The organism is Meiothermus sp. (assembly GCF_025060375.1).
Classification (GTDB): domain Bacteria; phylum Deinococcota; class Deinococci; order Deinococcales; family Thermaceae; genus Meiothermus.
On sequence record NZ_JANXCG010000039.1, the window covers coordinates 25399 to 43444 of the forward strand.

The window sequence follows — 18046 nt, forward strand, 5'->3', positions numbered from 1 at the left end:
CCCGGGGTAAACGCCCAAAGTCTAGCAGACCCAAAGACCCGGGCTCGTGCCCAACCCACGTGCAGGCCCCTTCAACACCCACGGGCTGGGGCTTCCCGGGGAATGAGGGGTGACCCCTCCTCCTGAGCCGCGTAGGGCCGCATCTGGCGGAGCCCACGCCTCTAGCGGAAAAACCGCTGGATAAGGCTGAAAAGCAGGCTCAAAACCAGGCTCAGCAGGAGCATGGAGGCAAAGGGGAGGTAGAGGCGAAACCCATCCCGCTCAATGCGGAGGTCTCCCGGCAACCGGCCGAACCACCCCAAAAGCCCCGGGGCATAGGACCAGATAAGGCCCAGGAGCACCAGCACCAGCCCCAGCAACAGCAACAACCGCCCCACTTCCACAGACCACCCCCCATAGCCTATATATACCCCAGCTCCCTCAGCGCCTCGGGGTCCTTGCGCCAGTTGGGGTAGACCCTGACCTGCAGGTCCAGGTAGACCTTGCGGCCCAGGAAAATCTCGAGTTGCTTGCGGGCCGCCGCCCCAATCTCTCTGAGCATCCGCCCCCCTGCTCCAATCAGGATGGGCTTGTGGTTCTCCCGCTCCACATAGATGTTCACCCGGATGTAAAACATCCCGTTCTCGCGCAGCTCAAATTCCTCGGTTTTGGTGGCAATGGCGTAGGGAACCTCTTCCTTGAGGCGCTTCATGGCCTCCTCGCGCACAATCTCGGCAGCCCACTCCTCCGCGCTCTGGTCCCCCCGGGCGTAGTTCTCAGGGTAGAAAAAGGGCCCTTCGGGCAAGAGGGCCAACAGCTCGCCGCGCAGGGCCCGGGCATCCCGCTCATCCTGGGCCGAGATCGCGCGGACCTCCAAGCCTGGCAGAAGCTCCGCATAGGCCCGCATGGCCTCCTCTGGGTACTTGGCCACATCCACCTTGTTGCCCACCAGCAAAATGGGCACCTGGTCCCGCAGCGGCCTCAGGGCCCGGGCAACCCGCTCGTCCTCTGGGGTAGGAGGGTGGCGCAGGTCAACCACCCAGACCACCGCGTTGACTTCGGCCAGGGCCTCGGTAATCTGGCGAACCATGTATTCCCCAAGGGCGTCCTCGGCCTCGTGCCAACCCGGGGTATCCACGAACACAATCTGGCGGTTGTCCTCAGTGTAAACCCCCCGCACCCGCTTGCGGGTGGTCTGGGGCTTGGGGCTGATGGGAGCTACCTTCGCCCCCAGCATCACATTGAGCAGGGTGGACTTGCCTACATTGGGCTTGCCCACCAGGGCCACAAAACCGGAGTAGGTGGTTCCTTCCCTCACTTCTTCAGTATAGACCCACCCCATCGGCTATCCTAGGGCATGCCATGCCTGACCCCTTAGCCCTAGCCCTCACCCCCGGCGTCGGACCGAAGCGCCTGGCCCAAGCCCTGCAGACCGACCTGAGCCCAGAGGCCATCGCCAGGACGCTGGGCAGCGAGGTGGGCCGGGCCTACCGCCAGACCCTGCGGGAAGGCCGGGCTGAACGGGAACGGGAGAGGGCACAGCGGATGGGGCTGCGTCTCATCGGGCTTTGGGAAGAGGCCTACCCCGAGCGGCTTCGGCACCTGGACAACCCACCCGCGGTGCTCTACCTGAGAGGGAGGCTCCCTGGAAACCCCAAGAACATCGGCATCGTGGGAACCCGCAAAGCCAGTCCCTGGGCCGTCGCCTGGACGCAGCGGGTGGCCCGGGAGCTGGCCAAGGCAGGGGTGGGGGTTATCTCGGGGTTGGCCCTGGGGGTTGATGCCGCCGCACACAGGGGGGCACTGGAGGGGGGTGGCTACACCCTGGGGGTACTGGGAAGCGGCATGGACCGGCTCTACCCCCCTCAAAACCGCGCCCTAGCCGAGCAGATGCACCTGCTGTCGGAATTCCCTTTGGGAACACCCCCCCAGGCTGGCCTTTTTCCCCGGCGCAACCGCATCGTGGCCGCGCTGGCCGATGCGGTCCTGGTGGTGGAGGCCGGGGAGAAAAGCGGCAGCCTCATCACCGCCCGGTTTGCCATGGAGCTCGGCCGGGATGTGCTGGCGGTGCCAGGCCGCCCCAGCGACGCCTCCTCGCTGGGCTGCAACCGACTAATCCAGGACGGGGCCGGGCTGGTGATGGGCACTGAAGACGTGCTGAACGCCCTGGGCCTAAGGGCCCCGGCAGCGGAGCAGCCCGTTCTCCAAGGGCCTGAGGCCCAGGTCTACCGGGCTTTGCTCGAGCTCTCCGAAGCCCTGCCCGACGACCTGGCCCAGGCCACCGACCTACCCCCAAGCGAGGTCCTCTCCCTGCTCACCCTACTGGAGGTAAAGGGCCTGGTCCAGGCCAGCGGGGGGCGCTACCGGCCAGTCTAGAACCTCCCCCAGGAGGGCTCTTTAGGGGAGGGACTCCGCCGATCGGCCACGGCCCGCACCCGCTCCAGTCCCTCCTCCAGCACCTCCACCCCCGCCCCCCGCCGAGGGGCCTTTTCGGAGAGCAACCTACGCCAAAGCCTGCCACCAGGCTGCCCTTTGAAGAGGTTCAGCATGTGCCGGGCAACCGCCCAAAGGGGCAGGCCCTGCTCGAGCTGACCCCGGGCGTACTCCACCATCCGCTGGGCCACCCAGAACCGGTCCACCCTGCGGCTCGAGGAGAAAAACTGCCAGTCCGCCTCAGCGAGCACAAAGGGGTCTTCATAGACCGCCCGGCCCAGCATCACCCCATCCACATGGGCCAGGTGGGCCGCGACCTCCCCCAGGCTCTGCACGCCCCCATTGAGCACGATGGTCAGTTGGGGGAAGTCCCGCTTGAGCCGGTAGACCCAGTCGTAGCGCAGGGGGGGCACAGTGCGGTTCTCAGCAGGCGAGAGCCCCTGCAGGTAGGCCTTGCGGGCATGGATGATGAAGACCTCGACGCCCACCCCCGCCAGCTTCTCGATGAAACGCGCCACGTATCGGTAGTCCTCCAGCTCGTCCACCCCCAAGCGGTGCTTGGCTGTGACGGGCACCTGTACCGCCTGGCGCATCGCCGCCATGCATTCGGCCACGAGATCGGGCGAGCGCATCAGGCAGGCCCCAAAGCCACCCCCCTGCACCCGCTCCGAGGGGCAGCCCAGGTTCAGGTTAATTTCGTCGTAGCCCCACTCTTCCCCAATTCTGGCAGCCTCGGCCAGCTTTTCCGGCACCGAACCCCCAAGCTGCAAGGCCACTGGGTGCTCTTCGGGGTTGAAATCCAGCAGCTTCGAGCGCTGGCCCAGCAGGATAGACTGATCCACCACCATCTCGGTATACAGGCGGGTTCGCCGGGTGATAAGGCGCAGCAAATAACGAAAATGCCGATCCGTCCAGTCCATCATGGGGGCGACGGACAGGAGCCAGGGGCTTGGGGCAACACCCTCCATAACGACCTGCTAACGCTGGCTGGCCCGCCACTCCTCCGGAGATACCCGCCTGGGCTCGCGGAACTCAATGTCCTCCCACTCCCCCTCCTCCACGATCTCCAAGCCGGGGTTTCCCTGCCGGAAATAGGCCACCACCTCCTGCACCAGGTCATCCGGGGTGGAGGCCGCCGAGGTAACCCCCACGGACCGCACCCCCTGAAACCACTCGGGCCGGATATCTTCCACGGTGTTTATACGTTCAGCCCGCCCCACCAGAGCCCGCGCCAGCTCCAAAAGGCGCATTCCGTTAGAAGAAGCCAGGCTCGTGAGCACCAGGAAGAAGTCCACATGCGGAGCGATACGCCGCACGGCGTCCTGGCGGTTTTTGGTAGCGTAGCAGAGGTCGCTGCGGCTCGGGACCACCAGCTTGGGGAAGCGCCGCTTCAGGATATCTATGGTGGCCAGGGTATCGTCCACCGAAAGCGTGGTCTGGGTCAGCACCACCACCCGATCGGGGTCGGGCACCTCCACGGTATGGGGGTCGGCCAGGCGGGGATCGCGCCCCACGTGGGTGTGCACCGCCACCAGAATGGTGCGCTCCGGGGCCTCCCCGCGGGTCCCCTTGATCTCCTGGTGGTCTGCGGAATCGCCGATGAGGAGAATCCAGTACCCCTCGCGGGCGTAGCGCTTGGCCTCGTTGTGTACCTTGGTGACCAGCGGGCAGGTGGCGTCGATCTGGTACAGGCCGCGTTCAGCCGCCTCGCGCCGCAACCAGGGGGGTATGCCGTGAGCCGAGAAGACCACCGTGTTGGCAAGCTTCCTGCCCTCCTTGGCCCTTTCCTCGCGCAGGCGGTCTATCTCAGCCAGGTCCTCCACGAAGTGCACGCCGTAACGCTCCCGCAAGCGCTGGGTCACCACCTCGTTGTGCACGATGGCGTGGTAGACCAGCAGCTCCCCTTCCTCCTGCAAGGCCTGCGCCGCCCGCTCCACCGCCTCAATCGCCATCACCACACCGGCGCAAAAGCCCCGGGGCTTAGCCAGGTAGACACGCTCGACCATAACGGGCACCATAGCACAGACCAAGGGGTCCCTCTGTAAGCCACCACCGCTCAGTTCAGCGTTCGGCTGCCGCCCATCAGGTTCCGAGCCCGCTCGGCGTAACTGCTGAGGGTTTGGTGCCACTCGTCGGAAGGGTGGATGTACGGCAACACCGCCTCACTGCGGGAAACGATCTCTTCGGGACGGCGGAAGCCGAGCTGGGCCAGGGTGTCCACCACCATTTGCTGAGCGGTAATCCAGTCCCGGCTGCCCTCAGGGGCCTCCTCGCAAGCCTTGGTGTAGTGCTCGAGGGCTTCCTCGTAGTGCATCAGATCGTAGGCCAGGTTGCCCAAGATGAGGTACCCCGCCCCCGCATTGCCCAGCAGGATGGCCTGACGAGCCGCCTGTTCTGCCTCCTCATAGCGCCCCTGGCGGTAGAGGGTCTCCGCCAGGTCGCCGTAGGCCTCTCCTTGGTAGCCGTATTCCGGGTCGCGCAGCACCTCCCGTAGGGTGGCCTCGGCATCGGCCAGCTTGCCCGCCTCCAGATAGGCCACCGCCAGCTCGTGCAACGCATAGCTTCGCTCAGAGGGCTCAGCGCGGCGCACCGCCTCGCGAAAAGCCTCCACCGCCTCCGCAGGCTGACCCAGCTGCATCAGGGTCTGGCCGTGAACCAAAGGCGTCCCGTAGGCGGGCTCAGCCCCCTGCCGCTCCCGCTCCAAAGCCCGCTGGATGGCCTCCAGGGCCAGCCCCGGGTTGCCCAGCAAAAGGTGGCTGCGGGCCTCGAGGTAGAAGCGGGTGGCGGCATCCTCAGGGTCCTCCATCTCGAGGATCTCGGAGGCGGCCTCGTGCAGGGTCTCCAGAGCCTCCTGCCCCATTCCGGCCTCCACAAACATGGCCGCGGCATCAATCAGGTTCCAGTAGCGCTCCATCCCCACTGCCAGGCGCGCCGCCTCCTTGTAGGCCCAAGCGGCCTCAGCCGCCTTACCCAACCGCTCATAGGCCTTTCCTCTTAGGGTGTGGGCCCGCCACCGGAGAAACGCGGGCAGCTCGAGGGGCCGCTCCAGTATTCCCAAGGCCTCCTCTGCCAAGCCCAGGTACATCAGGGCCTGGGCCTGATGGTAGAGCGCCTGCGGGTCGTCGGTTTCGGGCAGAAGGCGCCGCACGTCCTCCTCGGAGGCCCCCTCCAGGGCCCGGACCTCCCCCAGAAGCGAGCGATAGCGAGGGTGGGCCTCGAGGCCCGGCGAGCTTTCCAAACCCTCCTCCAGGGCCCGGTTAACCCCCTCAATCCCGCCTTCCCCGTACAGCGAGTAGGCCTCGGCCAGAAGCATCGCCACCTCCGCGGCCTCCTCGCCCTGCGCCAGCGCCAAGGTGCGCACCAGCACGTCAAAGGCGGTATCGTAGTCTCCCTGGTGAAGGGCCTCTAAAACCACCCGCATCACCCCATGATAAGGGGGAAGGCCCGGGGCACCTGGGGGTGAGCTAGGGCACTTTCCCACCAACCCCCCCCTAGCACCCATTCCCCGGGGGCAAATTGGGTACCATATACTGCAGGTCTGGGCGCAAGGCAACTTGACGCCCCATTTTAGGGTAACGGAGGTCTGGTTTTGCCTACACGCATCAACCCTTGGAGCCTGGTCCTTGTCGTAATCCTGGCCTACTGGCTCTTTACCCTCTTCGGCAGCAGCACCACCCGCAGCAGCATCACCTACACCGACTTTCTTAACTATGTGGAGCAGGGCAAGGTAGCCCGGGTCATCCTCCAGGAGGGCCGCATCAATGGCTTCTTCAAGGCCCCCGAACGCATCCGCGTGGGCAGCAGCACCGAGACCACCGACCGCTTCACGGTGGTCGCGCTCCCCTCAGGCTACACCGACCCTCAATTTACCCAGCTCCTGCGGCAGCACGGCGTGGTCATAGAGAACCGCCCCCCAAGCATCTGGCCCCAGCTGCTCTACACGCTGGTGCCCATCCTGGTGCTCATCGGCTTCTGGTGGTTTTTCTTCATGCGGGCCCAGGGAGGGGCCGGCCAGGTCATGCAGTTTGGCCAGAGCCGGGCCCGGCTGTACGGAAAGGAGAAACGGGTCAACACCACCTTCAAGGATGTGGCCGGGCACACCGAGGCCAAGCGGGAGCTGATGGAAGTGGTGGACTTCCTGAAAAACCCGCAAAAGTACATTGCCATCGGCGCGGAAATCCCCAAGGGGGTGCTCCTGGTGGGGCCGCCCGGTACCGGAAAGACCCTCCTGACCCGGGCGGTAGCCGGGGAGGCCGGCGTGCCCTTTTTCTCGGTCTCGGCCTCGGAGTTTATGGAGATGTTCGTGGGGGTGGGGGCCAGCCGGGTCCGCACCCTCTTCGAGGAAGCCCGGCGCAACGCCCCGGCGATCATCTTCATTGACGAGCTCGACTCAATCGGGCGCAAGCGGGGGGCCGGCATCGGCGGGGGCCACGACGAGCGGGAGCAGACCCTGAACCAAATCCTCTCCGAGATGGACGGCTTCGAAAAGGACAGCAGTGTGATCGTGTTGGCCGCAACCAACCGCCCCGACATCCTGGACCCAGCGCTGCTGCGCCCGGGCCGCTTTGACCGGCAGGTGGTGATTGGCCTGCCTACGCTGGAGGAGCGGAAGGAAATACTGCAGGTACACATGCGGGGCAAAAAATTCGCCCCGGACGTGGATGTGGAAACCTTGGCCCGCCTGACCCCTCAATTCAGCGGGGCCGACCTCAAAAACCTGGTCAACGAGGCTGCGTTGCAGGCTGCCCGTGAGAACGCCAACGAGATTACCCAGGCCCACTTCCAGGCTGCCCTGGACAAGATCATGCTGGGCCTCGAGCGGGGCACCCTAAAGCTCAGCGAGCAAGAGAAGCGGGCGGTAGCCTACCACGAGGCAGGGCACGCCATCGTTGGTGAGGTGCTGCCCTACGCCGACAAAACCGAGAAGGTCTCCATCGTGCCCCGCGGGATGGCCCTAGGGGTACGCTGGAGCAGGCCTGAAGAGCGCATCCTGATGAGCAAGGAGCACCTCGAGGACAGCCTGGCCATGACCCTAGCAGGCCGGGCCGCCGAGGAGCTTTTCGTGGGAACCATCACCACCGGTGCCGCAGGCGACTTCAAACAAGCCACTGCCTTGGCCAAGCAGATGGTTTTGGACTGGGGTATGGGCGACCACTTCAAAAACGTGGCCTGGGGTTCCAACACAGGGCCCATTTTCCTAGGCGAGGAGATCGCCAAAAAGCAGGACCACTCCGAAGAGACCAGCCGCCTCATCGATGCCGACATCCGGGCCATACTGGACCGGGCCTATGAGCGGGCCAAGGAGGTTCTAGCCGCCCACGCCGAAGCGGTGCACAAGCTGGCCGCCGAGCTGCTGGAGCGGGAGGTGGTGCAAGGCGAGCGGGTGCGGGAAATCCTGGCTCAGACGCGGGCCCCCGAGGCCATAGCCCCCACCACCCTTCAGCCCGAGGGCTAGCCTACCCCACCCTACCCTGGGAAAACGGCAATCCCATCCCAGGCATCAACTTCCTGTCAAAACAGGACAAAAGGCAAGCCCCCGGCGCTCGCCGGGGGCTCCAGCCAACACGGTTACTTGAGCTCCACCTTGGCGCCGGCGCCCTCGAGCTGCTTTTTGATCTTCTCAGCTTCCTCTTTGGAGACGCCTTCCTTCACCACACCGCCCTGCTCAGCCAGGTCCTTGGCCTCCTTCAGGCCTAGGCCGGTGATGGCCCGCAGCTCCTTGATGACGTTGAGCTTGTTGGCACCGGCCTCTTTGAGGACCACGTCAAACTCCGTCTTCTCCTCGGCCGCCGGGGCCGCAGCCCCGCCTGCAGCAGCTCCCGGGACTGCCACAGCCACAGGAGCAGCCGCGGTTACGCCCCACTCCTCTTTGAGCTCATCAATGAGTTGCTTGAGTTCCAGAACCGTCGCGTTGGAAAGTTGGGCCTTGATCGCAGCAATGTCCAAAGCCATCTCTGTACCTCCTTCAAGCCGCTTCTAGCTTCTGCACCCGGGCTTCTAGGATGCCCACCAGCTCCTGTGCCTTGGCTCCCAGCACGCCCACCAGGTTGGAGAGTGTAGCCGAAAGCACCCCCACCAGCTCGGCCTGCAGCTCCTTTTGGCTGGGCAGGTCAGCCAGGGCCTCCACCTGCTTGGCGTCCAACACCTGACCCGCGAGCATCCCCGCCTTGAAGGCCGGGATGCCTTTGTCGTTCGTCTTGGCAAACTCCTTTAGGGTTTTGGCCACCGCGGCCGGGTCGCTAAAAACCACCACCGCCGAAGGGCCGCTGAGCCCCTCGATGGGGGGCAGCCCCAGGTCGCCCATGGCCTTGCGAATCAGGGTGTTTTTAGCCACTATGAGCTCCCCACCCTTCTCCCGCACCGCCTTGCGAAGCTTGGCCGTGGGTCCCGCCGCCAGCCCCTGGTAGTTCACCAGGAAGAACGAGCCTTGGGCAGCCCTGAGGACCCCTGTGAGTGCCTCGAGGTTCTCTACGTTGCGCTTACTCGGCAAAGTCCCTCCTCTCGTGCCGCAAACGCAGCTAGAACCGTTCGGATTTAGGGAGATCCGAAGCCTGTGTTGCGAAAAACGCTTCCCTACTAGCGCCTCGGCGACATTTTTAAGGCCATAGCCCGTCGCTGTCTCCGGCCACTCAAACGAGTGCCAAGCTAGGATTATAAGGGGCGAAGCCCCATTCCGCAAGCCGCCCACCCAAACAATCGCTCAAGCAGCCCACCTGGCCGGCTGAGGGCGACTGCTGCCGGAGGTCGCACCGGGCCAGCCTCGCAGGCTTGCGCCCGTCAGCATCCCAAGACCAGCAGGCGCTCGGAGCACACCGCCCCTCACCGCCTTCTGGGGGCAAAACCGGCGAACCACTCCCGCAGCGAGGGCTCGAGGCTCACCAAAAGCTTGTGAACCGTGCTTCGGCCCAGCGGGGCCGCCGCCAGCAAACCCCTCAACAACCCGTCACCCCGGGCCTCCACCAGCTCCGCGGCCTCGGTGGTAAAGCGCCCTTGAAACCAGAGCTGGTCGGTTAGGGTCCTGGCCCTCCCCTCGTAGCTACCCAGGCTGGGCTGGCTCGGGGCTAAAGCGGCCAGCCAGCGTCCCCACCGCTTGGCCTCGGGGTAAAGCTCCGGCCGAGCTTGGTGCAGGGCCAGCAGGAAGAGGTAGTTGGCCAAAAACTCGTCCACCCACCGCACCCGCACCCGCAGCTGCCAGGCCACGGCCACCGCGTGGGCGTACTCATGCCCCAGGTTTATATCCAAGAACTCCTCCACCTGGCCCAAGGGCTCGCCCAACTGCCTGGCCGCAGGGACCAAAGCCTCGCGCAACCGCCAGAGCAGCCGCTCGGGATAGCGGGCTGGCACGAAGACATACAGCCCCTCCCGCAAGCTGGTGCGCTGAAAAGGAAAGCCATAGGGATGGCGGGTGCGGGCTTTCCAGTCCGTCTCATCCAAAACCAGCAGGTGAACCGGAGGGATGGGAGCGTAAGGCTGTAGCACAGCCCGCAGCTCGAGCAGGTAGGCCTGTAAAGCCCGGGCCCGTAGCGCAGCCCCTCCAGACGCCTGCAGGGGAACATGCGGGTGAGGTAGGGCCAGCACAGCCCGATTCTAAGCTTTAGCCGCTTTGAAGCTTAACTCAGAAGAGGCTCAGCTGAAGCCCGTAGGGTTTCTGGTGTAGGAGACCCTATGCGGTACATCACCCCCCTTTTGTTGATTGCCCTGGCCGGTTGCCAAGAGGCCAGCCCATCCCTCCCCGAGCCTACCCCACCCACGCCCACCGGAGAGCCCAACCTCCGCCTGATCGAGGTGGCCTCCGGGCTGAGCCAGCCCCTCTACCTGACCCACGCCGGCGACGGTAGCGGCGACCTTTACGTGGTCGAAAAAGGGGGGCGCATCCGGCTCATCCAAGGAGGCAGCCTCCGCTCCCAAGCGGTTCTGGACATCTCCGGAAAAATCTCCACAGGGGGCGAACAGGGCCTTTTGGGCCTGGCCTTCCACCCCGGCTTCCGCAACAACGGCTATTTTTACGTGAACTACACCAACACCGCGGGCGACACCGTAATTGCCCGCTACACCATGAACCGGAGCACCAAGGTGGCCGACCCGAACAGCGAGCGGGTGGTGCTCACCGTAGACCAGCCCTATGCCAACCACAACGCAGGCTGGCTGGGCTTCGGCCCCGACGGGATGCTCTACATCCCCCTAGGCGATGGGGGTTCAGGAGGCGACCCCCAGAACTACGCCCAGCGCCTGGAGGCCCAAACCGGCAACCGCCACCTGCTTGGAAAGGTAGTGCGCATAGACGTGAACACTTCCGATTCTGGGCGCAACTACCGAATCCCCCCCGACAACCCTGTCCTGGGTGGGCAGGTCTCGGAAATCTGGGCCTACGGACTGAGGAATCCCTGGCGAGCCAGCTTTGACCGAGCCACGGGCGATCTCTGGATAGGGGATGTGGGAGAAGGGGCAATGGAGGAGATCAGCTTGGGCCCCAAGGGCGGAAAAGGGCTCAACTACGGCTGGAGAATCATGGAGGGCACCCGATGCAACGACAACAGCCTCCCACCTGGCTGCAACCACCCCAGCCTGACCCCACCCGTCCACGCCTACGGCCGAGGCGACGGCTACTCCGTCACCGGAGGGTACGTCTACCGCGGCAGGCGCTTCCCCCGGATGCAGGGCCGCTACTTCTTCACCGACTTTGGCACCGGCCGCCTCTGGAGTCTGCGTCAGGTAAACGGCACCTGGCAGCGCAAGCTCGAGCTTTCCCAATTGGGAACTGGCCTGGCTTCTTTCGGTGAGGACGAGCAGGGTGAGCTGTACCTGGTAAACCTCCTTAGCGGAAAGGTTTGGCGGATGGAGGATCAACCCTAAGGTTCTTGCAGCCCCGGGAAAATAGTGTACCCTCAGTATTGGCTGGAGCAAACCAACCTACACCTCCAGGATTGACACCCCTTGGTGTAGGTTGGGTAGAATAGGCCAGCCGTACTTGGCTAAGGAAAATCTTTTCAGGAGGAATCGGTATGAGGAAAATCGCGATCCTTGCGCTGGGGGCTTTGGCCTTGGGCATGGCCAGCGCCCAGTCAAACGTGATTAAGATCGCCTCGGTTTCCCCCCTGTCGGGACCCCAGTCGGCCTTGGGAACCGCCATTGCCCAAGGGGCCCAGATGGCCATTGAGGACGCCCAAGCCCGCTTCCAGCAGCTCGGCTTCCAGCTCCAGTTTGCCCCCCAGGATGACCAGGCCTCTCCCGACGTAGGGGTAGCGGTAGCCCGGCGCATCGTCAACGACCCTGACCTGCTGGGCATCGTGGGGCACCTGAACTCCGGCGTGGCCATCCCGGCCTCCGAGATTTACAAGGACACCAACCTGGTGATGGTCTCCCCAGCCAACACCAACCCCCGCGTCACCGACCGCGGCTACCTGAACGTAAACCGCATCTGCGGTCGCGACGATGTGCAGGGCCCGGTAGGCGCTGAGTACGCGGTGCGGGTGTTGCGCAAGCAGCGGCTCTTCGTGATTCACGACAAAACCCCCTACGGCCAGGGCCTGGCCGAGGCTTTTGCTGCCCGGGCCCGGGAGTTGGGAGCCCAGGTGGTTGCCCTGGTGGGCACCGAGGAAGCCTCCAACTTCCAGCCCCTCATCCTCCAGATGCGGGCCCAGCGCCCCGACCTGGTCTACTATGGCGGCATCTACGACAAAGGGGGTGTTCTGATCAAGCAGATGCGGGAGCGGGGCATCACCGCTACCTTCATGGGCGGCGATGGCCTGGACTCCTCCGACCTGGTGAGGATTGCGGGCAGCGCGGCTAAGGGGATTATCTACACCACCACCGCCGGCCCCATCAGCACCCTGCCCAAGGCCGCCGAGTTTGCCAGACGCTACAAGGCCAAGTTTGGCAAAGACCCTGAAGCCTACGCGGTCTACGCCTTCGACGCGGCCAACGTGATCATCAACGCCATCGAGGCAGCCATCAAGGCCAACAACGGCCGCAAGCCCACCCGCGAGCAGGTGGCCCGTGCGGTGCGCGAGGTCAAGATGGACGGCCTGACTGGTCGGATTGAGTTTGACAGCAAGGGCGACCGCAAGCTCGCCGACTACTACGTGATCCGCCTCAACGAGGCCAAGTACCCCGGCGAAGTTGCGCGGGTTATCCAGTTCGCCCCACCCGCAGCCCGCCAGTAAGCAAACCCTCGCGTCTGCCCTTCGCCCCCCTTCTGGGGGGCTTTTTATCGCTGTACCAGCAGGGAGGTGTGGGTAAAGAGCTTGAGGTAGATGCGCCCAGCAGAAGCGTCGTAATGGTACGCAACCTGGCGCGCGCCCTCTAGCTCGGCAAGGCTCTCCAAAGGGTCCAGTCGGGTTTTCCCCGCACACTGAGCGCCAGGCTGCTGAAGCTCCAGGGCACAGCGATACACGGAAAAAGCCGGGGTACTGCTGGGCAGAACCACCACCGCAGCCCGAGGAGGGCCGTCGTAATTCCTGTACTTGGGGTACAGCCGTAGGCGCACATACTGCCAGGCAACCAGGTCGGTCTGAAGGGTATAGCGCCGACCCTCTATGAGCGTCCAGTAGAAGGGAGGGTTGACCACGTCGCTGCTGCTTTGCACCACCCCGTCGTCCCGAAGAAGGCTGGGGGCGTCTGGCACGTAGCTACGAAAGAAGCGATCGGTCTCGAGCAGGAGATTGAAGTACTCCTGCATGGGACAGATACGGGCGTTGGCCGCCGCGTTGAGCTCACACTCCTGGGTGTACATAGCCCGAGAGCCGGGCGCGGCAGGAACCACCACGCTCGCCCTTCCACTCCCGCTCAAGCTACCGTCCTGGTCAAAGATAGCCAAGTCGCTGCTCCCGCTGCATAGACTGAACTGGGCCTCGACCCAGCGCAGGTTTTCCACCACCATGTTGGGCCCCTCGCGGAAGCAATTGCGGGTGGCGATGGCGCTGGTGCCCGGGCCGAAGTTGACAAAGGTGACGTTCTTTAGGGTGGTGGTACCTCCGTACTCCTGTACCCCCAGGCGACCGATTTCCCCCTCGGCATCCAGGTTGGCGCTTTTCCCCACGATGAGGGAATCACGAATGCCGTGGCTACCGATGGCCACCCCGTTGTCGGCCAGAACAGAGTTGCGCACCTCCATCCGCACCTCCCCCGCCGGGTCGCCCACTGGATTGGCCCAAAGGGCCGAGCGGGTCTTGTAGATGGTTAGGCGCTCGAACAGGAAAGGCCCATGGACTCTGGGTGCAGCGCGGTCCCCGGTAATCCACAAGGCCCCCAGATCGCCCACGTTGCCTGGAGCCCCGATGGCCTTGCCCAACAGGTAGGAGTGGATCACGTTGTCGCGGAACTCAAAGCGGCCGGCGTCCACTTCCCCCACGTTGTCAAACCAGAAGGCGGTAAACTCGCCCCCCGCTGCCGCGTTGCCCACAAAGGCATTGCTGGGCCCCTTAATCCAGAAAGAGGCGGCCTTATGGTCGTTCTGCTCTTGGAGGTGGCTGGAAAGGTAGGGAAAGGCCCGGGTCAGCACCACCAGGTTGCGCTCAAAGCGGTTACCCTGCTCGCTGCCGTCCTCGGTCATGATGCTGTGGCCCAGGGTATTGTAAAGCACGTTGTTCCTGACGAGGACGTTGTCGGTGCTGTGCACCACAATACCCCGCTGGAAGTTGCTGTGAAAGCTGGAGTTCTCCAGATAGTCCCCGCTCGAGTCGCCGTTGTAGTGCCAGTGGAAGGGGTAGCGAGCCAGGCGACCAAACTGGCCCAGCCGGCGAAACTCCACCCCCCGTACCCGGGCGCGGCTGCGCAGGGCAGGGTTGGTCTCTCGGCGGGAGGGGCTGGCCCCCATCACCATTACGTGACCGCCGAAGCCCCCAGGGGGGTTCTCGTCCCCTTGAATCACGATGTTGCGGGAGAGCAGGCCTACCTCAGCCCGCTCGTCCAACACCCGGCCAGCAAAGGTCTGGAGCTCGCCAAAGTGCCCATAGGTCAGCGGCCTATCCAAGGTGATCTGGGTGCCCTGAACCGCCCGGATGGTGCGCACCTCAGCCTGGTAGGGGTCAAGCGCGGTGGAGGCAATCACGATCTCCTCCCCCACCCGCCAGTCCACCGGCTCCACCAGCCGGATCTGTGTGCTTCCGGCGGGCGCGGTCTCGGCCAGTTTTGTCCAGGCCACCCGGTTTTCGCCGATAATTTCCAACCGTCCCCCCATCATGGCCCCCAGGAACTTGGTGCCCATTCCCAACATCACGTCCTCGTCGCTGGGCGGGCCGCTCAGGGTGATGACCGCACGATGGCTAAAGGGAGCCTCTTCGGAACCAATCCGCAGGACCCCAGGACCATGCACCATCAGGTAGCGCACCGTGAGGTTGAGGTTTTTTCGGGCGAACTCTAGCTCGCCCAGCACGGTAATCCCCCCAAGCGGAGGCGGGCTTTCGTCCAGGATCACCCGGACGCCTGCCGGGATGGTCACATCCTGGCCCTCCTGGGGCTTGCTCAGGCCCAAACCAGCCCAGAAGCGGGCATCGGACCAGTAGCCGGTGTTAGGAGGCAGCCCCGGGGTCACCTGACAGGCTGCCAGGAGCACAGGCAAAGTTGCCCATAGGAGGCGCATGGTCGGTCTATCCAGAACAAACCTAGCAAGCCAAGCCCCCCCTCTCAAGGGTTAAACCCGGATTCACGCCCTTCGAAACGCAGGTGTCCGCAGCTCCTGAGAACCTCTTCGGCCTGATCGAAGTAGCCGTCCATGGGGATGAAGACGTAGCCCTGTTCAGCCCTGGCCGGGTAATAGGGGATGTCCAACCGCAACGGCGCCCTCAGCCTCTCGCCAAAGCGCACCTGGGCAGGCCGTGGCGGGGGCCTAAGGTGCAGGGCCAACGCCAAGGGGAGGCGCTCGAGCCACCAAACAAAACAGGCCGCCCGACCCCAACGCTGAGCAATTCTCACAGCCACAGTCTAAGCCCCCTCAATCCGTTATCCGAAAAGCACCCACGTTTCACCAAAAGGTCTACCCCCTGCTGAGCTTCAAAAGGCCAACGGACAAGAGGCTATCCTGTAGGCATGGAGGGCACCTTCGAGCTGTTGGGGCCGATAGAAATTCTCCAGTTGCTGGCCCAGGCCCGGCAGACAGGGGTGTTTAGGGTTCCGGGGGGTGAGGTCTACCTCGAGCGGGGCCAGCCCGTACACGCCCAGTACCGCGGCCAGGTTGGGCGCGAGGGGCTGTTCCAAATCCTCGCCCTAAAGGAGGGGAAGTTCCGCTACCTGCCTGGTGAGCGGCCCCCCTGCACGAGCCTGGAGGGTCCCTTGGACCACTACCTGCTCGAGGCCATCCGCTCTATGGATACCTGGCCCAGCCTAAGCCCCTTTGACCTGGTGGGGCTTGCCCGTGCTGAAGGGTCGGCCCACCTCGCCCTCTCTCCCGAGGAGCTCGAGCTGCTGCCCCACCTGAGCACCCCTGTAAGCCTCTTTGAGCTTGTGGCTAGAAGCGGAGCGAGGGGCGAATCGGTTCAGCGGGCCGTTGCCCGGCTGGCCCGGTTGGGGCTGGTGCGCATCACCCGCCGTACTCCCCACCCGGCACGCCTCACCATAGACCGGCTGGAGGGCTCCCTCCACGCCCGCCTGGACACCCAGCTCCTGCGGGCCTGGCGGGACCACTACGGCCCTTTTAGCGAGGTTGAGGTCCGGGCCGATGGTCGTACCCTGCGGCTTTCAGTGGAGCCTAGGGGAAATCTGGGACCTCGGCTCCTGCTCTCTTCCGACGCTCTGTTCTTCTACAACCTGCGGGTGGGCCAAGAGGTGCTGGTCTGGCCCTCCCTATAGCTCCCGCTGCGGCAGGGTCCCCTAAGGCGGGAGCATAAATCGGAAGGGGTAATCATCGCCAACTTCGGCCCGCCCCTCCGCCACCAGCTCCTGCATCAGCCGGGCAAGCCGGCGGCGGGACATGGGGAAAAGCCGCTCCAGCTCCCCATAGGTCAGCGGCCCCTGTGCCAAAGCGGAGACCACCGCAGCCTTGAGCTCAGCCCAGCGCCCCGCCCGTGAACCCCGCTCCTCCCCCAAAAGGCGGGCAATCCCCTGGTCCCGCAGCGCTAGGGCCTCGCAAAGGCTCAACCCCAACCCAGAGGCCAGCGGGAGCACCGGTTCGCCCCGGGCATGGGCCAGCACCAGCCGGGCTTGCAGCCTGGGTAGCCGGTGCAACGCCCGCTCCAGAGGCACCCCCAACCTCTGCTCCACCGCCTGACGAAATCGCTCTCCCTCAGCCTCATCGCGAAGAACCCCAGCCCGTAGCTTCCCCAGGGCCCTCCGTTCCACCTGACGCACCCCCTCAGCGGTCAGATTGTACCGCCTGCCGATCTGACGGAGGGGCTCCCCAAGGGCCCGGCCCAGCAGAACCTCTCGCTCCAGCGGCAAAAGCAGCTCGAGGCGTTCAGTTAGAACATCCGGCGCCACTCCCCTCTTCAAGAAGTACTGCCCTGGCGTCCCCTTTGGCATGCTGGCTTTGGACACTCCGTCTTTCAGCTTATAATGCGGCTCTGAACGACGGCAAGCCGGCCCAGTGGAATTCCGGTACAATCTTCTTTGGGTGTTTTGAAAAGCCGGGGTGCCATGAAGCAAGCCGTCCTCATCCTAAGCTCAGAAAAGATACCGCAGGGCAAACGTCCTGCCACCCCTTCGGAGTGGAACCGGCTCTACCAGGTAGCGGACTGCTATCTAGACCTGGGCCTCCGGCTCGAGGGCACCCAGCGGGTTTTAGTGGGCCACCTCTTGAGGCCAGAAGGCGCTCCAGGGCTGGGGGAACCGGTCCTCATCACCCTCAAAAAACCCGATGGAAGCCAGCTCCAGAAGGAAATAACCCCCAACCTCCCCTTCCAGCTCCCCCTGGAGGAAGGCTGCGGGCTCGAGCTAACCCTGGAGGGCACCACCTACTGGGTACCCCTACCCCAATCCACTGCGTAACGCCCCACCCCCTTCCCCCTGTTCAAATATCACCGCCTTCCCCTCGGCGCTCCTCTAGGCTAGGGCTGTCCTGCCCCTGGGCAGGCGCAGAATCGGGCAAATTGTATTTTTGCTACATTTTAAACCTGGTGTGGCTAAGAACCCGTGTGGCTTGACTCAACGGGGGGTCTTACTTTATTGTCTTGCCCAAGGTTGGAAGGCAGAGCAAAAAGCGCTTCCACACCGTCCAGGAGGGAAAAACTATGAAGAAGCTCGCTTTTAAGATCCTGACCCTGGTCGCCTCCCTTGTCGCCCTGGCCATGGCCGCTGGTGCAGATCTGAACTGGCAGTAAAAAAGTAACGATTCAACAGGCGCGGGTGTGCGAATTCCACCCGCCTCCTTTGTTGCGGGCTGTAGACTCGAGGTGTGGCCCGCCGCCCTGTGCTTCCACCCGCCCAAGTCCTGGTGTTTATCCTCGGCCTGTTCCTGGGGTTGGTGGGCCTGCTCTTTGTGCTCGCCCAGCTCCCCAGCCCCAACAGCCACCGCTTCAATGCGCTGGATCTGGTTTTCTGGGGAGCTTTGGTCTTCTTGGCCAGAAGAACCGCCGTAAACCTTCCCTTCAAAGCTTCAATGTCGCATGTCTTCATCGTCGCCCTGGCCTCGGCGACAATTTTTCCGGCATGGCTCGCGGCGGCGCTGGTCTTCTCCTTTTCCTTCAACAAAGACCTGGGGAAA

17 protein-coding genes and 1 pseudogene are annotated in these 18046 nt (G+C 64.2%); 7 read left to right on the forward strand and 11 right to left on the reverse strand.

Annotated elements, in window-relative coordinates:
- Nucleotides 1-161 precede the first annotated feature (161 nt).
- Nucleotides 162-383: a DUF2905 family protein gene (locus NZ849_RS05175; protein ID WP_295404962.1), complete on the reverse strand. Its 222-nt coding sequence runs from the start codon at nt 381-383 to the stop codon at nt 162-164.
- A 17-nt stretch (nt 384-400) separates the two neighbouring features.
- Entirely contained in the window at nt 401-1297 is an 897-nt protein-coding gene (gene era, locus NZ849_RS05180) for a GTPase Era (RefSeq protein ID WP_295404967.1), read from the reverse strand.
- Between the two features lie 44 nt (nt 1298-1341).
- Here era and dprA point away from each other — a divergent pair, with 44 nt between their 5' ends.
- A complete protein-coding gene (gene dprA / locus NZ849_RS05185; RefSeq protein WP_295404970.1) occupies nt 1342-2355 on the forward strand; it encodes a DNA-processing protein DprA in 1014 nt (337 codons plus the stop codon).
- Here the strand turns inward: dprA and dusA are convergent.
- The 3 genes from dusA to NZ849_RS05200 are packed head-to-tail and all read right to left on the reverse strand — an operon-like array spanning nt 2352 to nt 5833.
- Nucleotides 2352-3380: a tRNA dihydrouridine(20/20a) synthase DusA gene (gene dusA, locus NZ849_RS05190; RefSeq protein WP_295404974.1), complete on the reverse strand. Its 1029-nt coding sequence runs from the start codon at nt 3378-3380 to the stop codon at nt 2352-2354. The two genes, dprA and dusA, sit on opposite strands and share 4 nt — an antisense overlap.
- A 9-nt stretch (nt 3381-3389) precedes the next feature.
- Nucleotides 3390-4418, reverse strand: coding sequence for a 4-hydroxy-3-methylbut-2-enyl diphosphate reductase (gene ispH, locus NZ849_RS05195; protein WP_295404978.1), 1029 nt, complete (start codon nt 4416-4418; stop codon nt 3390-3392).
- A 50-nt stretch (nt 4419-4468) separates the two neighbouring features.
- Nucleotides 4469-5833, reverse strand: coding sequence for a tetratricopeptide repeat protein (locus tag NZ849_RS05200; protein ID WP_295404982.1), 1365 nt, complete (start codon nt 5831-5833; stop codon nt 4469-4471).
- A gap of 168 nt (nt 5834-6001) precedes the next feature.
- Between NZ849_RS05200 and ftsH the strand changes: the two genes are divergently transcribed.
- The gene (gene ftsH / locus NZ849_RS05205; RefSeq protein ID WP_295404985.1) at nt 6002-7867 is read left to right on the forward strand and encodes an ATP-dependent zinc metalloprotease FtsH; all 1866 of its coding nucleotides are present in this window, start codon (nt 6002-6004) and stop codon (nt 7865-7867) included.
- Between the two features lie 113 nt (nt 7868-7980).
- Here ftsH and rplL read toward each other — a convergent pair whose 3' ends face one another.
- From rplL to NZ849_RS05220, 3 genes are all read right to left on the reverse strand, one after another.
- The gene (gene rplL / locus NZ849_RS05210) at nt 7981-8364 is read right to left on the reverse strand and encodes a 50S ribosomal protein L7/L12 (RefSeq protein WP_295404988.1); all 384 of its coding nucleotides are present in this window, start codon (nt 8362-8364) and stop codon (nt 7981-7983) included.
- Nucleotides 8365-8377: 13 nt separating this feature from the next.
- The gene (gene rplJ, locus NZ849_RS05215; RefSeq protein WP_295404990.1) at nt 8378-8902 is read right to left on the reverse strand and encodes a 50S ribosomal protein L10; all 525 of its coding nucleotides are present in this window, start codon (nt 8900-8902) and stop codon (nt 8378-8380) included.
- Between the two features lie 329 nt (nt 8903-9231).
- Nucleotides 9232-9990: a hypothetical protein gene (locus NZ849_RS05220; protein WP_295404993.1), complete on the reverse strand. Its 759-nt coding sequence runs from the start codon at nt 9988-9990 to the stop codon at nt 9232-9234.
- 87 nt (nt 9991-10077) lie between these two features.
- Between NZ849_RS05220 and NZ849_RS05225 the strand changes: the two genes are divergently transcribed.
- Both NZ849_RS05225 and NZ849_RS05230 read left to right on the forward strand, forming a co-directional pair.
- Nucleotides 10078-11265, forward strand: a complete 1188-nt coding sequence (locus tag NZ849_RS05225; RefSeq protein ID WP_295404995.1) for a PQQ-dependent sugar dehydrogenase — start codon at nt 10078-10080, stop codon at nt 11263-11265.
- A 149-nt stretch (nt 11266-11414) separates the two neighbouring features.
- Nucleotides 11415-12575, forward strand: a complete 1161-nt coding sequence (locus NZ849_RS05230; RefSeq protein ID WP_295404998.1) for a branched-chain amino acid ABC transporter substrate-binding protein — start codon at nt 11415-11417, stop codon at nt 12573-12575.
- A gap of 44 nt (nt 12576-12619) precedes the next feature.
- On the opposite strand, the gene NZ849_RS05235 is transcribed toward NZ849_RS05230, so the two are convergent.
- Nucleotides 12620-14965, reverse strand: a complete 2346-nt coding sequence (locus NZ849_RS05235) for a G8 domain-containing protein (protein WP_295405011.1) — start codon at nt 14963-14965, stop codon at nt 12620-12622.
- A gap of 71 nt (nt 14966-15036) precedes the next feature.
- The gene (locus NZ849_RS05240) at nt 15037-15324 is read right to left on the reverse strand and encodes a hypothetical protein (protein ID WP_295405001.1); all 288 of its coding nucleotides are present in this window, start codon (nt 15322-15324) and stop codon (nt 15037-15039) included.
- A gap of 114 nt (nt 15325-15438) precedes the next feature.
- Between NZ849_RS05240 and NZ849_RS05245 the strand changes: the two genes are divergently transcribed.
- Complete coding sequence (locus NZ849_RS05245) at nt 15439-16197, forward strand: DUF4388 domain-containing protein (RefSeq protein WP_295405004.1); 759 nt, start codon at nt 15439-15441, stop codon at nt 16195-16197.
- Nucleotides 16198-16218: 21 nt separating this feature from the next.
- Here the strand turns inward: NZ849_RS05245 and NZ849_RS05250 are convergent, their stop codons facing one another.
- Complete coding sequence (locus NZ849_RS05250) at nt 16219-16881, reverse strand: sigma factor-like helix-turn-helix DNA-binding protein (protein ID WP_295405006.1); 663 nt, start codon at nt 16879-16881, stop codon at nt 16219-16221.
- Between the two features lie 99 nt (nt 16882-16980).
- Here NZ849_RS05250 and NZ849_RS05255 point away from each other — a divergent pair, with 99 nt between their 5' ends.
- On the forward strand, nt 16981-17331 hold the full coding sequence (locus NZ849_RS05255; RefSeq protein ID WP_295405009.1) for a hypothetical protein: 351 nt from the start codon (nt 16981-16983) through the stop codon (nt 17329-17331).
- A 406-nt stretch (nt 17332-17737) separates the two neighbouring features.
- Nucleotides 17738-18046: pseudogene (locus tag NZ849_RS05260) on the forward strand (phosphohydrolase); the annotation flags it as partial.

Excerpts from the sequence above, each read along its gene's own strand:
- dprA (WP_295404970.1), top strand. The coding sequence starts at position 1,342 with ATGCCTGACCCCTTAGCCCTAGCCCTCACCCCCGGCGTCGGACCGAAG.
- dusA (WP_295404974.1), bottom strand. The coding sequence starts at position 3,380 with ATGGAGGGTGTTGCCCCAAGCCCCTGGCTCCTGTCCGTCGCCCCCATG.
- ispH (WP_295404978.1), bottom strand. The coding sequence starts at position 4,418 with ATGGTCGAGCGTGTCTACCTGGCTAAGCCCCGGGGCTTTTGCGCCGGT.
- NZ849_RS05200 (WP_295404982.1), bottom strand. The coding sequence starts at position 5,833 with ATGCGGGTGGTTTTAGAGGCCCTTCACCAGGGAGACTACGATACCGCC.
- rplL (WP_295404988.1), bottom strand. The coding sequence starts at position 8,364 with ATGGCTTTGGACATTGCTGCGATCAAGGCCCAACTTTCCAACGCGACG.
- NZ849_RS05225 (WP_295404995.1), top strand. The coding sequence starts at position 10,078 with ATGCGGTACATCACCCCCCTTTTGTTGATTGCCCTGGCCGGTTGCCAA.
- NZ849_RS05230 (WP_295404998.1), top strand. The coding sequence starts at position 11,415 with ATGAGGAAAATCGCGATCCTTGCGCTGGGGGCTTTGGCCTTGGGCATG.
- NZ849_RS05245 (WP_295405004.1), top strand. The coding sequence starts at position 15,439 with ATGGAGGGCACCTTCGAGCTGTTGGGGCCGATAGAAATTCTCCAGTTG.
- NZ849_RS05255 (WP_295405009.1), top strand. The coding sequence starts at position 16,981 with ATGAAGCAAGCCGTCCTCATCCTAAGCTCAGAAAAGATACCGCAGGGC.